Genomic DNA, 13898 nt, shown 5'->3' with positions numbered 1-13898 from the left:
CGCCGATGCGCCGGATCAGCGCGGCAGCAGGCGGTGCGCCTCGGCCGCACCCACGCCCTGGGCCTGCAGGAGGTCCACGGCGGCCGAGCGCAGCTGCGCCACGACCACGGTCGCGGACAGCGACTCCGCGCCCAGGGTCCGAGGCCCCAGGGTGACCGCCAGCTCCTGCAGCACGGCCACCGACGGCGGCACCGTCTCGCCCGGGTAGGGCGGTTCCCCCAGCGAGCGGATCGCCGCGGCCATGCCGTCGAGCGCACCCGCCAGGGAGTCGGGCATCGGCTCGTCGTACTTCAGGGCGGTGCTGACGCGCCGCAGCGCCACCCGCAGGTTGCGGGTCGCGCGGTCCATCCCGGCCTGCAGCTTCTTCTGCCGCACGATCTCCCCGCGCCCGCGGCGGCGCAACGGGGACAGCCGGTGCACCTCCTGGCCCGCGTTGACCGACTGCGACCAGCCCTCCAGCTCCGTCTGGGTGCCCCGCGCCCGGTTCAGGACGTCCTCGGCCTTGGCGGCGTCGCGGCTGCGCAGGGCGTCGGCGCCGTCCTCCAGGAGGTCGGCGAGCTGCCCGGCGTAGGCCCGGGCCCGTCCCCGCACGTCGCGGCGCGGGTCCGGCGGCAGCAGGGCGGCCACACCGAGGGCCACCACCACCCCCGTCATCGCGTCCAGCCAGCGCCCCCCGCCGCCGCCGCCCGCGGTGGGCGGGTAGGCGACGATGAACGCGGCCTGCAGGGCCGCCTGGTTGACGAGCAGGATCCCCGAGTCCAGGAACCGGGCCACGAACATGGCCGTCGCCACGATGGCCGTGATCTGCAGGGGGCCGCGGCCCACGAAGTGCACGACGAGGGTGCCGAGCAGCACGCCGATGGTGACGCCGACGCCCAGCTCGCCCACGCGGCGCACCCGCTGGTTGTTCTGCACCCCCAGGCACACGACGACCGCGACGGTCGCGAAGACGGGGTAGGGCTGCCCCCACAGGGCCTGGGCCAGCAGCCAGGCGATCCCGGCGCCGAGCCCGCACTGCATGATCTGCCACCACGACCCCTGCCAGCGCTGCCAGCCCGTGCGCAGCCGGCGGCGGGCCGTCACGGCGAACGGGATCGTGCGGGGCACCCGCCCATCCTGGCAGTGGATCCCCCCGCGCGCGGTCGGGACGGCCACCCCGAACCTCTACCCTCGAGTCCCGTGGACGTCCTCGTCATCGGATCCGGTGCCCGCGAACACGCCCTCGTGCGTGCCCTGCTGCACGACCCGGGGGTGGACCGCGTCGTCGCCGCCCCGGGCAACGCCGGGATCGCGCTCGACGTGAGCGTCGAACCGGTCGACGCGACCGACCCCGGCGCCGTCGCCGCCCTCGCGCAGCGCCTGGGCGCCGACCTGGTCGTCGTGGGCCCGGAGGCCCCGCTGGTGGCCGGGGTCGCCGACGCCGTGCGCGCGGCCGGGATCGCCGTCTTCGGCCCGTCCGGGCAGGCGGCCCGGCTGGAGGGGTCCAAGGCGTTCGCCAAGGAGGTCATGGCCGCCGCGGGCGTGCCGACCGCGATGGCCCACCTGTGCACCACGGAGGACGAGGTCGCCGCCGCCCTCGACGCGTTCGGCGCCCCGCACGTCGTCAAGGACGACGGGCTCGCCGCGGGCAAGGGCGTCGTCGTCACCTCCGACCGCGAGGCGGCCCTCGCGCACGCCCGCACCTGCCTGGAGCACGGCCCGGTCGTCGTCGAGGAGTTCCTCGACGGCCCGGAGGTCTCGGTGTTCTGCCTCACCGACGGGACGTCGGTGGTGGCGCTGGCCCCCGCGCAGGACTTCAAGCGGGCCCTCGACGGCGACGAGGGCCCGAACACCGGCGGCATGGGCGCGTACTCGCCGCTGCCGTGGGCGCCCGAGGGCCTGGCGGACGAGGTCGTGGAGCGCATCGCGCAGCCCGTCGTGGACGAGATGGCCCGGCGCGGCACCCCCTTCAGCGGGGTCCTGTACTGCGGGCTGGCGCTGACCTCGCGCGGGACGCGGGTCATCGAGTTCAACGCCCGGTTCGGCGACCCGGAGACCCAGGTCGTCCTGGCCCGGCTGGCGACCCCGCTCGGCGCGGTCCTGAACGCCTGCGCCACGGGCACCCTCGCCGAGCAGCCCGCCCTGCGCTGGCGCGAGGACGCCGCCGTCACGGTCGTCCTGGCCTCCCCGGGCTACCCGGAGGCGCCGGTCACCGGCGGGGTGCTGCGCGGGCTGGCGCAGGCGGACGCGATCGGCGGGGCCGACGTCCTGCACGCCGGAACGGCCACCGCGCCCGACGGCGCGGCGATCGTCAGCGCCGGCGGCCGGGTGCTGTCCGTCGTGGGCGTCGGGCCGGACCTGTCCGCGGCGCGCGCCGTGGCGTACGAGGCGGTGGAGCTGATCGACCTCGACGGCGGCCGGTTCCGCCGCGACATCGCGCTGACGGCGGCGCAGGCGTGAGCGCCCCCGTGGAACCCCTCGAGCTCGCGGGCTGGACCCACACTTACTCGGGCAAGGTCCGCGACCTGTACGTGCCCGCCGCCGGGGAGGACGGGACCGTCCTGGTCGTCGCCAGCGACCGGATCTCCGCCTACGACCACGTGCTGTCCAGCACCATCCCCGACAAGGGCAAGGTCCTGACGGCCCTGTCGCTGTGGTGGTTCGAGCAGTTGCGCGACATCGTCCCGAACCACCTGCTGTCCGGCGGGGTGTCGACCGACGTCCCCGCGGCCGTCGCGGGCCGGGCCATGCTCTGCCGCAAGCTGGAGATGTTCCCCGTCGAGTGCGTGGCCCGCGGCTACCTCACGGGGTCGGGGCTGGTCGAGTACCGCGAGAACCAGGCCGTGTGCGGGGTCGCCCTGCCCGCCGGTCTCGTGGACGGTTCCCGGCTGGCCGAACCGATCTTCACCCCGGCGACCAAGGCCGAGGTCGGTGAGCACGACGAGAACGTCTCCTTCGAGCACGTCGCCGCGTCCGTCGGGGCGGAGGCGGCCGCCGAACTGCGCGACCTGACGATCGCCGTGTACCGCCGCGCCGAGCAGATCGCCCGCGAGCGCGGGATCGTCCTGGCCGACACCAAGCTGGAGTTCGGCCGCGCCGACGGCGTGACGGTCCTCGGCGACGAGGTCCTCACCCCCGACTCCTCGCGGTTCTGGCCGGCCGAGAGCTGGGAACCGGGCCGGGCCCAGCCGAGCTTCGACAAGCAGTTCGTGCGCGACTGGCTGACGTCGGCGGCCTCGGGGTGGGACCGGAACGGCTCCGAGCCGCCGCCCGTGCTGCCGGCCGAGGTCGTGGAGCGGACCCGCGAACGCTACGTCGACGCCTACGAGCGGCTGACGGGGTCCACGTTCGCCGGCTGATGCTCCCGCGGCTGAAGGGCCTGTTCCACCTCGACCTCGTGCGCAGCACGAAGGCCGTGCAGCACCTGACGACGTTCGTCGTCGCGGGGATCTCGACGATCCTGATCACACGGCTGTACCTGGCGCTGTCGGGGTACCCGCAGATCGGCGGGGACACCGGGTTGCACGTCGCGCACGTGCTGCCCGGCGGACTGCTGATGCTGTTCGCGATGTGGTTGCAGCTGTCGTACATCGGGCCCGGACCGCGTCCGGTGGCGGCGCTGTTCGGCGGGATCGGGTTCGGGTTGTTCCTGGACGAGGTCGGCAAGTTCGTCACGTCCGACAACGACTACTTCTTCGCCCCGTCCGCGGCGATCATGTACGTGGTGTTCGCGGGTTTCGTGGTGGGGGCGCACTTCTGGCGCCGGCGGGTCCCGCTCTCGGACGCCGAACGGGTCGCGAACGCCGCGCACGTCCTCGTCGACGGGCTGGCGGGCCGGTTGTCGGAGAACCGGCGGGCCGAGGTGCTGCACTCCCTCGACGAGGTCGGTGACGTCGAGGGGGCGGCGGAGGTGCGCCGGCTGCTGGAACGGATCGAGACCCGCGCACCGGCCGTGCCGCAACGCCTCGAGGGGTGGTGGCAGCGCGTCGCCGACGGGTTCGCCCGGGTCTCGCGGTCGCGGTTCGCCCTGCCCGTCATGGGGGTCCTGCTGTTCACCCAGGTCGCGTGGGCCCTGCTCGTCCTCGCCTGGCTGACGCTCTCCGACGCCCCGCACGGCGTCTCGGTCGGCGGGGTGCTGCTGGGGACCGCCGGTTCGGTCGTGTTCACGACGACCGGGTTGTGGCAGGGCCGGCGCCGCGGGCGGCGCGCGGCCGTGGAGTCGTTCCAGCGGTCGGTGCTGACGTCCCTGCTGCTGACGCAGGTGTTCCTGTTCGCGGCGTCCCAGTTCGCCGCGACGGCCGGGCTGCTCGGGGACCTCGTGCTGCTCGGTCTGGTGAACGCCGACCTGGCCCGGTCGCGCCGGGTGCGGGGCTGACCCGGCGCTCTACCGTGGGCGCGTGGCCCGACACCCCCGCCCCGCGCTGCCCGACCTGGTCGACGACGTCCCCGGCCTGCCGCCCGGCAGGCTCGTCGCCCCCGTGGGCGTGCCCGGGGCCGGGCCGGTGGTCTGGGTGAGCGCGGCGCCCGCCGCCCGCGACGACTGGGGCCGCCTCGCCCGTCTGCACCCCGCGACGGGGCTGTGGCCCGTCCTCCTGGAGGGGCTGGAGGTCGGCGACGTCGAACGGCCCTGGACCGTGGGGGAGTTCTCCGGTCCCGACGACGTCGTCCCCCTCGACGTCGAGACGTTCCTCGCGGGGGAGTACGCCGCCGCGCTCGAGGACGAGGACGACTGGGAGGACGAGGACGACGGGGAGGAACCGCCCACCGGGCCGCCACCCGCCTGGCCGGGGCTCTCGCCCGCGCTGCCCGCGGTCACCGACCCCCTCGCCGCGGCGGAGCGGTTCGCCTGCGAACTGCTCGACCACGGCCCCCACCGGCACCTCGGGCTCGTCGCCGTCGACCGCGGGGCCGACGTCCTCGCCGCGATCGGCTGGTACGGCGCCGTCAACTCCGACGTCGCCCCCGCGACCCTGTCGGCCGTCCTGCGCAGCTGGGAGGACCGGTTCTCCACCCGGCTCGTCGCGCTGGGTTTCGACACCGTCCGGCTGAGCGTCGCGGCCCCGCCCACCTCCCTCGAGGCGGCCGTGCCCGTCGCGGCCGAGCACCTGGCGTTCTGCTGCGACGAGATCGTCCAGAACGGGCCGGGCGACGTCGTCGGGCACGCGGAGCAGCTGGTCGGCGCCGGTGCGTGGAGGTTCTGGTGGGACTGAGGACCGCCGAGACCGACGGGGCCCGCTCGGTCCTGGCCGCGCTCGCGCTGCTGCTCGGGCTGCAGCTGCTCGGGACGCTGCTCGTCGACCTCACGCACCTGCCCGTGCCGGGCGCCGTCGTCGGGCTGGTCGTCCTGCTCGGCGTCGGAGCCCGGTTCCCGCGGTTCGCGCGCCGGGCCGAACCGGCCGGTGAACCGCTGCTGAAGCACCTGCAGCTCCTCTTCGTCCCGCCCGGGGTCGGCGCCCTCACCCAGCTCTCCACGCTCGTGCAGCACGCGGGGCCGCTGGCGCTCGCGGTCGTCGGCTCGTTCGCGACGGGTCTCGTGGTGGCCGGACTCGTCCTGCAGCGGCTGCTGCGGCGCCGGGGGACGGCGTGAACGCGCTGGTCCACGCGCCCGGTTTCGGGCTGTTCCTGACGGTGGGCGCCTACCTGGGCGCCGGGGAGCTGCACCGACGGCTCGGGCGGCCGGCCCTGCTCGCCCCGGTCCTCGTCGCCATGGTCGTCGTCTCGGTCGTCCTGGAACTGCTGGGGATCTCGTACGCGGAGTACCTGTCGTCGGTGTCGGTGCTGACCCTGCTGCTCGGCCCGGCGACGGTGGCCCTCGCGCTGCCGCTGCTGCGCTCGGGGCGGGCGCTGCTGGCCGACCGGCTCGCGGTGCTCGTGACGCTCGTGGTGACCGGCGTCGTGAGCGTGGGCGTCACGGTCGCCGCGCTCGTCGCGCTCGGCGCCCCCGACGAGCTGGTCCTGACGACGTTGCCGCGGTCGGTGACGACCCCGGTCGCGCTGACGGTGGGGGAGGCGATCGGGGCGAACACGACCCTCGCGGTCGTCCTGACCCTCGTCTCGGGAGTGCTGGGGGCGACGGTCGGACCGTGGCTGCTGGACCGGGTCCGGGTCACCGACGCCCGCGCGCGGGGTTTCGCGCTCGGGGTGGTCTCGCACGGGATCGGGACGTCGCGGGCGCTGGCGGAGTCCGACGTCACCGGGGGCTGGTCGAGCGCGGCCATGGTGCTCAACGCGCTGGCGATGACCGTCGCGCTGCCGGTCGTCGCCCGGGCCTTCCACTGACGCCTTCGAGTGAGGTTAGGCTCACCTGTCATACGCCTGACGACCATCGCCCTCGCCCTCGCCGCCGGGCTCGCCCTCACCGGCTGCTCGAACCCCTCCGCCGCGGACGCACCCCGCGTCGAGGGGCGCAGCGTCCAGCACGTCCGCGGGACGACGCAGGTCCCGGCGGACCCGCGGCGCGTCGTCACCCTCGAACCCCTCGAACTCGACACGGCCGTCGCGCTCGGCGTGACGCCCGTCGGGGCGGCCGTGGCCAGCAACGTCGCCGGGATCCCGGCCTACCTCGGCGTGGGGGACGCCGTGGCGAGCGTCGGGACCGTCCCCGAACCCGACCTCGAGGCGATCGCAGCGCTGGAACCGGACCTGATCCTGGGCACCGAGTCCCGGCACTCCGAGCTCTACGACGAACTCCGCTCCATCGCGCCGACCGTGTTCGTGGCCAGTCAGTCCGACCCCTGGGCGGACGACGTCGCGCTCGTCGCGCAGGCCCTGGGGCGCGGCGACCGGGCCGCCGAACTCCTCGACGAGCACCGGCGGCGCTGCGACCGGATCGCCGCCGAGCACGCCCTGGCGGGGACCACCGCGAACTTCGTCCGCCCCCGGGACGCGGCGACCCTGAGCCTGTACGGGCCGACGTCGTTCGCCGGCAGCGTCCTGGAGTGCGCGGGGTTCACGCTCCCCGAGCGCGACTGGGGCGGCGGCATCCAGGTCGACATCTCTCCCGAGCGGGTCCCCGAGGCCGCCGCCGACCACCTGTTCGTCCCCGTGCAGGACGTGGCCGACCCCGCGGGCGTCCCGCCGCTCGTCGCGAACGCCCCGCAGGTGTTCGGGCACGTGCACCTCGTCGACACGTCGTACTGGGTCTCCGGCGTCGGGCCCCTGGGCGGCGAGCGCGTGCTCGACGACATCGACCGGATCCTCGACGCGGGCTGAGCAGTACGCCCCTCCGCGTTCGCGGAGGGGCGCAGGTCTCAGTGCGCGGCGCTCGGCGCCGGGATCGAGGTGATCCCGGCGAGCCGTTCCTGCCGCACGGCGTGCCGGTTGACCAGGCTGCCGGAGACGACCGCGACGAGGAACACGGCGATCGCGCCCCCGGTGAAGGCGACGTGGTACCCGTGCAGCACCGCGTCGGCGGGGTTCCCGCCGTGGTGTTCCACGGCGCTGGCGAACACCGTCGACAGCAGGGCCGTCCCGATCGAACCGCCGATCTGCTGGAACGTGTTGACGCTGGCGCTGGCCGCCCCGGCGTCCTCGCGGGCCACGCCGGCGGTGGCGGTGTTCATGGCCGAGGAGACGATCAGGCCCATCCCCAGGCCGGTCACCACGAGGGCGGGCAGGACGGTCCCGGCCCAGGTGCTGTCGGCCGCGGTGCGCAGGAACAGCAGGATCCCGGCCGCGGCGACGATCCCGCCGGTGCGCAGCAGGACCTTGGGGCCGACGCGCGGCAGAAGGCGCGGGGTGATCTGGGTGGCGGCCGTCATGATCGAGAACGGCATCGGCAGGAACGACAGCCCGGTCTCCAAGGATGAGAACCGCAGGGTCTGGTTCAGGTAGTACGTCAGGAACAGGAAGATCCCGAACATCGCGACGCCGACCAGGCCGATCGCGATCAGGGCCCCGCCGCGGTCGCGGTCGCGGACGATGCGCAGCGGCAGCAGCGGGTGGGAGACGCGGGACTCGACGAGGACGAACAGCGCGACGAGGACGACGCCGGCCACCAGCGAGACGATCGTCGTGACGTCGGACCAGCCGTGGCGCTCGGCGTTGGAGAACCCGTAGACGATCCCGACGAGGCCGACGGTGATGGTGGCGGTGCCGAGCAGGTCCAGGCGCGGGCGGTGGCCGCGCACGGGCCTGGGCATGAACACCAGGGCGCCGACCACGCCGAGGACCGCGAACACGACGTTCACGTACAGGCACCAGCGCCAGGTCGTGTACTCGGTGAGGACCCCGCCGAGCAGGACGCCGGTGGCGGCCCCGGAACCGGCGATGGCGCCGAAGACGCCGAACGCCTTGGCGCGTTCCTTCGGGTCGGTGAACGTCGTGGTGAGCAGGGCCAGCGCCGAGGGGGCGAGCAGGGCGCCGAACACGCCCTGGCCGGCGCGGGCCGCGACGAGCTGGCCGAAGTTCTCGGCCAGGCCGCCGACGACGGAGGTGCCGGCGAACCCGACGAGGCCGACGATGAACGTGTTCTTGCGGCCGAACAGGTCCCCGAGGCGCCCGCCGAGCAGCAGCAGGGACCCGAACGCGAGGGAGTACGCCGTGACGATCCACTGCCGCTGGTCGTCGGCGAAGCCGAGGTCGCGCTGGGCGGCGGGCAGGGCGATGTTGACGATCGTGGCGTCCAGGACGACGGCGAGCTGGGCGATGCCGATGACGGCGAGGATCGCCCAGCGGTGGTCCTTCACGACGACGTGCGCGGGATGGTGGCGCGTGTCCCTGCGGGTGGGGGTGGCGGAGCTCACGGGTTCTCCAGGGGTCGAGGTGCCGGCGAGTGGTTCGGGCCGACTGAAGCGGACGGCTCGCGTCCACTTCCATCAGCGTACACGCAAACGGACAAGATGCGTCCACTTGTTCCCGGACGCGGGTAACCTGGGGTCGTGAGCACGACCGCTGTCCGCCCCCTGCGCGCCGACGCCGTCCGCAACCGCGCCCTCATCGTCGACGCGGCCCGCAAGCTCTTCGCCGAACGCGGCCTCGACGTGACGCTGCACGACGTGGCCGAGGAGGCCGGCGTGGGGGTCGGCACCGTCTACCGCCGCTTCCCCGACAAGGACGCCCTGCTCGCCGGCCTGGTCACCGCCAAGTACGAGACGCTCGTCGAGCTCGCCGAGCAGGCCGCGGCGCTGCCCACGGGTCGCGAGGGACTGCGCCAGTACCTGCTGGGGGCCATGCAGCTGCGCTCCAGCGACCGGTCCCTGTCCACGGCCGTCATGCGCGCGGCACCGCAGACCGCCGAGGCGCTGGAACTGCGGGAGCGGCTGTGGGCGCTCATGGGGGGTGTCGTCGCCCGGGCGCAGGCCGAAGGCGCTGTGCGGCAGGGGTTCACCCCCGACGACGTCCCCGCCGTGTCGTCCATGATCGGCTCCATCGCCGACCGCACCCGCGACGAGCACCCGGACGCCTGGCGGCGCTACGCCCTGCTCCTGGTCGACGCGGTCTGCCCGCCGGCCGGCGAGCTGCCGCCCCTGGTGGGCGAGCCGCTCGCACCGCCCCCCGCGGGCTGCGCCGTCGCCCGCCCCTGAGCCGGGGGCGCCCCCGGGTCAGGAGCGCCCCGCGGCCCGGGTGTGCTCGAAGATCAGGCTCGTCTCCGTCAGCCCCACGTCCGGGTCCCGCGAGAGGTGCTCGGCGACGAAGTCGCGCAGGGCCGCCGTGCTCTCGACCGCCACGTGCAGCAGGTAGTCGTCGGCCCCGGCGACGAAGTACACGTCGAGCACCTCCGGCTGGCGGCGCATCCGCGCGACGAACGGGCCCATGCTCCCGCGGGCGTGCGCGGCCAGCTTCACCGCGATCATCGCCTGCAGGTCCAGCCCCAGCGCCGCGGGGTCGACGTCGGCGTGGAACCCCCGGATCACCCCCGACTCGCGCAGCGCCCGCACCCGCAGCAGGCACGTCGAGGCCGCGATCCCCACCTGCTGGGCCAGGGCGGCGTTCGTGATCCGCGCGTCCTCGGCCAGCACCCGCAGGATCGCGCGGTCCACCGGGTCCACGATGCGCTGCAGCTTCTTCGGTGGGACCGGTCCGTACGCCGCCGTGCTCGAAGGATCTGCCACTCGTACAGCCTCCCACGAATCATCTGCAGAGAGCTTGCCGTCTCGTCGAACGCTGTTCACGCTGGAACCGAGCCTGACCGCAACGACGAGGAGAGCACCATGCGCATCGGCGTCCCCACCGAGGTCAAGAACCGCGAGTACCGCGTGGCCCTCACGCCCGCCGGCGTCCACGAGCTCGCCGGCCACGGCCACGAGGTCCTCGTCCAGTCCGGTGCCGGCCTCGGCAGCTCCCTGCCCGACCACGAGTACGAGGCCGCCGGCGCCAAGATCGTCGCCGACGCCGACGAGGTCTGGGGCGCCGCCGACCTCCTGCTCAAGGTCAAGGAACCCGTCGCGAGCGAGTACCACCGCCTGCGCCGCGACCAGGTCCTCTTCACCTACCTCCACCTCGCCGCCTCCCGCGAGTGCACCGACGCCCTCCTGGCCTCCGGCACCACCGCCATCGCCTACGAGACCGTCCAGCTGCCCGACCGCTCCCTGCCCCTGCTCGCCCCCATGAGCGAGGTCGCCGGCCGGCTCGCCCCGCAGGTGGGTGCGTACTCCCTCATGCGCGCGGCCGGGGGGCGCGGCGTCCTCATGGGCGGGGTCCCCGGCGTGCGCGGCGCCGACGTCGTCGTCATCGGCGCCGGGGTCTCGGGCCAGAACGCCGCCCAGATCGCCCTCGGCATGGGCGCCGAGGTCACCGTCCTCGACCTGTCCATCCCCAAGCTGCGCGAGGTCGACGCCCGCTTCGGCGGCGCCGTGCGCACCATCGTGTCGAACTCCTACGAACTGGCCCGCGCCGTCCGTGGCGCCGACCTCGTCATCGGCGCCGTCCTCGTCCCCGGCGCCAAGGCCCCCAAGCTCGTCAGCAACGAGCTCGTCGCCCAGATGCGCCCCGGCTCGGTCCTCGTCGACATCGCCATCGACCAGGGCGGCTGCTTCGCCGACTCCCACCCCACCACCCACGACGACCCGACGTTCACCGTCCACGGGTCGGTGTTCTACTGCGTCGCGAACATGCCCGGCGCCGTCCCGCACACCTCCACCTACGCGCTGACCAACGCCACGCTGCCCTACGTCGTCAAGCTCGCGAACTCGGGCTGGAAGGCCGCGCTGGGCTCCGACGCGGCGCTCGCGGGCGGGCTGTCCACGCACGCCGGCTCGCTCGTCAACGCCGAGGTCGCCGCGGCGCACGGGTTGCCGTCGACCACCCTGGCCGACGCGCTGGCCTGATCAGGGTTCGCGCAGCTCGGCCACGAGCGAGTCGACGACGTCGTGCAGGGGGTTGGCCGCCCCCCGCGCGCACGCCGCCTCGAACGTCGCCCGTTGCCGCTGGTAGCTCGCCCCCCGTCGCGGGATCTCCGCGACGAGGGCGAGGTCGTCGGCGCAGTCCAGCTGCCGGGCAACGGGTTCCAGGCGGTTCAGCCACTCGTCGAGGTCGTCGGTGACGAGCCGCTCACGACCGGCGGCGTCCACGATGATCTCGGCGTCCAGGCCGTAGCGGGCCGCGCGCCACTTGTTCTCCTGCACGTGCCACGGCGGCATCGTCGGCAGGGTCTCGCCGGCTTCCAGACGCGCGTCGAGGTGCACCACGAGGGCCTGGGTGAACGCCGTCAGCGCGCGCAGTTCCCGCAACGACGGCGTCCCGTCGCAGACCCGGACCTCGATGGTCCCGAACCGCGGGGACGGGCGGACGTCCCAGCGCACGTCGGACAGGCCGTCGATGACCCCGGTGACGAACATGTCGTCCACGTAGTCCTCGAACTCGTCCCACGCGCCGAACTGGAACGGCAGGCCGGCCGTCGGGAGCTGCTGGAACATCTGCGCCCGGTTGCTGGCGTAGCCGGTGTCGAAACCCGTCCAGTACGGCGAGCTCGCCGACAGCGCCTGCAGGTGCGGGTAGTGGTTGAGCAGGGTGTTCAGGATCGGCAGCACCTTGTGCACCGAGTTCACGCCGACGTGGACGTGGACGCCCCAGATGAGCATCTGCCGCCCCCACCACTGGGTGCGTTCCAGGAGCTCGGCGTAGCGGGGGTCGGGGGTGACGAGCTGCTCGTCCCAGCGGCCGAACGGGTGCGTCCCCGCGCACATCAGGTCCAGGCCCAGCGGGTCGGTGACGCGCCGGATCGCGTCCAGGGTCCGCGTGAGGTCGTCGGCGGCCTCGGCGACCGTGTCGCACACCCCCGTGACGGCCTCGAGGGTGTTGCGCAGCAGTTCCTTGGTGACCCGCGGGCCCGTGGGGGAGGCCTCCCGCTCGACCGCCTCGAGGACCTCCGAGGCCCGGGACGCGAGGTCGCGCGTGCCGCGGTCCACGAGGACCATCTCCCACTCCACGCCCAGCGTCGGGCGGGGAGAGGCGTTGAACTCCACCGTGCGTCGGCCCACCCGACGATCACACCACACCCGTGCCACCCTCGCCGCACCACCGGGTGAGGCTCTACCGTCCGGTGCGTGAGCGCTGAGCGGGAAGTGGACGTCGTCGTCGTCGGGGCCGGACCGGTCGGGGAGAACGTGGCCGACCGGGCCGCCCGGACGGGGCTGTCGGTCGTGGTCGTGGAGAAGGAGCTCGTCGGCGGGGAGTGCTCCTACTGGGCGTGCATGCCCAGCAAGGCGCTGCTGCGCTCCGGGCAGGCCCTGGCGGCGGCGCGGCGGCTGCCGGGGGCCGCCGAGGCCGTCACGGGCGGTCTCGACGCGGCGGAGGTCCTCCAGCGGCGGACGTCCTTCACCCACGACTGGGACGACTCCTCCCAGGCGCAGTGGCTGGAGTCGGCCGGTCTGTCGCTCGTGCGCGGGACCGCCCGGCTGGACGGCCCCCGCCGGGTGCGGGTCGGGGACGAGGTGCTGGTGGCCCGGCACGCGGTCGTGCTCTCCACCGGGTCCGTCCCGGTCGTCCCGGACGTGCCGGGGCTGGCGGACAGCTCGCCGTGGACCTCGCGCGAGGCCACCAGCGCGAAGACCGTGCCCGGCCGGTTGTTCGTCCTCGGCGGCGGCGTCGTCGGCGTCGAACTGGCCCAGGCGTGGGCGCGGCTGGGGTCCACGGTCACCCTCGCCGCCCGGACCGGGCTGCTCGGCGGCCAGGAGGAGTTCGCCGGGGAGCTCGTCGCCGGGGCGTTGCGCGCCGACGGGGTCGACGTGCGGCTCGGGGCGTCCCCGACGCGGGTCACCCGCGAGGGCACGGGCCCCTTCACGGTGGAGCTGTCCGACGGTTCCCGCGTCGAGGCCGACGAGTTCCTCGTCGCCACCGGCCGCCGCCCGGCGACCTCGGGCCTGGGGCTGGAGACCGTGGGCCTGGAGGACGGGGGCTCGCTGTCGGTGGACGACACCGGTCTCGTCGACGGTGTGGAGGGCGGCTGGCTCTACGCCACGGGCGACGTCTCGGGCCGCCCCAAGCTCACCCACCAGGGCAAGTACGCCGGGCGCGCGACCGGCGACGCCATCGCCGCCCGGGCCGCCGGGCCGATCGAGACCCCCGCGTGGTCGAGGTACACGGCCACGGCCGACCACCACGCCGTCCCGCAGGTCGTGTTCACCGACCCCGAGGTCGCCCAGGTGGGGCTCACCGCGGCGCAGGCCCGGGAGCGGGGCCTCGACGTCAAGGTCGTCGACTACGAGATCGGGAACGTCGCGGGTGCCTCCCTCGTCGCCGACGGGTACACCGGCACGGCCCGCATGGTCGTCGACGAGGACCGGCGCGTGATCGTCGGGGTGACGTTCGTCGGGCAGGACGTCGCCGAACTCCTGCACGCCGCGACGGTCGCGATCGTCGGGGAGGTCCCCCTCGAACGCCTCTGGCACGCCGTCCCCAGCTACCCCACGATCAGCGAGGTGTGGTTGCGGCTGCTGGAGACCTACGGGCTCTGACGCCGTCCCCCGCACGCAGGACGC

The 13898-nt window shown here is 74.4% G+C and carries 14 protein-coding genes; 10 read left to right on the top strand and 4 right to left on the bottom strand.

Going from position 1 to position 13898, the window contains the following annotated elements; all coding sequences use genetic code 11:
* Positions 1–15: 15 nt before the first annotated feature.
* On the bottom strand, positions 16–1107 hold the full coding sequence (locus CLV37_RS07615) for an FUSC family protein (RefSeq protein WP_106208842.1): 1092 nt from the start codon (positions 1105–1107) through the stop codon (positions 16–18).
* 72 nt (positions 1108–1179) lie between these two features.
* On the opposite strand from CLV37_RS07615, the gene purD reads away from it, so the two are divergent.
* The 7 genes from purD to CLV37_RS07580 are packed head-to-tail and all read left to right on the top strand — an operon-like array spanning position 1180 to position 7191.
* Positions 1180–2439 (top strand): phosphoribosylamine--glycine ligase, encoded by a 1260-nt coding sequence (gene purD / locus CLV37_RS07610; protein WP_106208840.1) that lies wholly within the window; start codon positions 1180–1182, stop codon positions 2437–2439.
* A complete protein-coding gene (locus CLV37_RS07605; protein WP_106208838.1) occupies positions 2436–3338 on the top strand; it encodes a phosphoribosylaminoimidazolesuccinocarboxamide synthase in 903 nt (300 codons plus the stop codon). Before purD ends, CLV37_RS07605 begins: the two co-directional genes overlap by 4 nt.
* Complete coding sequence (locus CLV37_RS07600) at positions 3338–4354, top strand: hypothetical protein (protein ID WP_106208836.1); 1017 nt, start codon at positions 3338–3340, stop codon at positions 4352–4354. Before CLV37_RS07605 ends, CLV37_RS07600 begins: the two co-directional genes overlap by 1 nt.
* A gap of 22 nt (positions 4355–4376) precedes the next feature.
* A complete protein-coding gene (locus tag CLV37_RS07595) occupies positions 4377–5189 on the top strand; it encodes a DUF4253 domain-containing protein (RefSeq protein WP_106208834.1) in 813 nt (270 codons plus the stop codon).
* Positions 5180–5566, top strand: a complete 387-nt coding sequence (locus CLV37_RS07590) for a CidA/LrgA family protein (RefSeq protein WP_245885308.1) — start codon at positions 5180–5182, stop codon at positions 5564–5566. The genes CLV37_RS07595 and CLV37_RS07590 overlap by 10 nt, the downstream gene beginning before the upstream one ends.
* Positions 5563–6258 carry an LrgB family protein gene (locus CLV37_RS07585; RefSeq protein ID WP_106208830.1) on the top strand — a complete coding sequence of 232 codons (696 nt, stop codon included), beginning with the start codon at positions 5563–5565 and terminating at the stop codon, positions 6256–6258. The genes CLV37_RS07590 and CLV37_RS07585 overlap by 4 nt, the downstream gene beginning before the upstream one ends.
* Before the next feature lie 9 nt (positions 6259–6267).
* A complete protein-coding gene (locus CLV37_RS07580) occupies positions 6268–7191 on the top strand; it encodes an ABC transporter substrate-binding protein (protein WP_211298473.1) in 924 nt (307 codons plus the stop codon).
* Positions 7192–7229: 38 nt separating this feature from the next.
* Here the strand turns inward: CLV37_RS07580 and CLV37_RS07575 are convergent, their stop codons facing one another.
* A complete protein-coding gene (locus CLV37_RS07575; protein ID WP_106208828.1) occupies positions 7230–8723 on the bottom strand; it encodes an MFS transporter in 1494 nt (497 codons plus the stop codon).
* A gap of 135 nt (positions 8724–8858) precedes the next feature.
* On the opposite strand from CLV37_RS07575, the gene CLV37_RS07570 reads away from it, so the two are divergent.
* The gene (locus CLV37_RS07570; RefSeq protein WP_106208826.1) at positions 8859–9503 is read left to right on the top strand and encodes a TetR/AcrR family transcriptional regulator; all 645 of its coding nucleotides are present in this window, start codon (positions 8859–8861) and stop codon (positions 9501–9503) included.
* Between the two features lie 18 nt (positions 9504–9521).
* Here the strand turns inward: CLV37_RS07570 and CLV37_RS07565 are convergent, their stop codons facing one another.
* Positions 9522–10031: an Lrp/AsnC family transcriptional regulator gene (locus CLV37_RS07565; protein WP_106208824.1), complete on the bottom strand. Its 510-nt coding sequence runs from the start codon at positions 10029–10031 to the stop codon at positions 9522–9524.
* Positions 10032–10130: 99 nt separating this feature from the next.
* Between CLV37_RS07565 and ald the strand changes: the two genes are divergently transcribed.
* Positions 10131–11246: an alanine dehydrogenase gene (ald, locus tag CLV37_RS07560; protein WP_106208822.1), complete on the top strand. Its 1116-nt coding sequence runs from the start codon at positions 10131–10133 to the stop codon at positions 11244–11246.
* Here ald and CLV37_RS07555 read toward each other — a convergent pair whose 3' ends face one another.
* Positions 11247–12398, bottom strand: a complete 1152-nt coding sequence (locus CLV37_RS07555) for a glutamate--cysteine ligase (RefSeq protein ID WP_106208820.1) — start codon at positions 12396–12398, stop codon at positions 11247–11249.
* 66 nt (positions 12399–12464) lie between these two features.
* On the opposite strand from CLV37_RS07555, the gene CLV37_RS07550 reads away from it, so the two are divergent.
* A complete protein-coding gene (locus CLV37_RS07550) occupies positions 12465–13874 on the top strand; it encodes a dihydrolipoyl dehydrogenase family protein (protein WP_106208818.1) in 1410 nt (469 codons plus the stop codon).
* The last annotated feature ends 24 nt before the right edge of the window (positions 13875–13898 follow it).

Source organism: Kineococcus rhizosphaerae (assembly GCF_003002055.1).
In the GTDB taxonomy this organism is placed as follows: Bacteria; Actinomycetota; Actinomycetes; order Actinomycetales; family Kineococcaceae; genus Kineococcus; species Kineococcus rhizosphaerae.
The sequence above is the reverse complement of the archived record's forward strand: the minus strand, read 5'-3'. Positions and strand labels throughout refer to the sequence as shown.

Bases quoted from the DNA above. Each gene is read 5' to 3' on its own strand.
- CLV37_RS07600 (WP_106208836.1), top strand. From the start codon at position 3,338: ATGCTCCCGCGGCTGAAGGGCCTGTTCCACCTCGACCTCGTGCGCAGC.
- ald (WP_106208822.1), top strand. From the start codon at position 10,131: ATGCGCATCGGCGTCCCCACCGAGGTCAAGAACCGCGAGTACCGCGTG.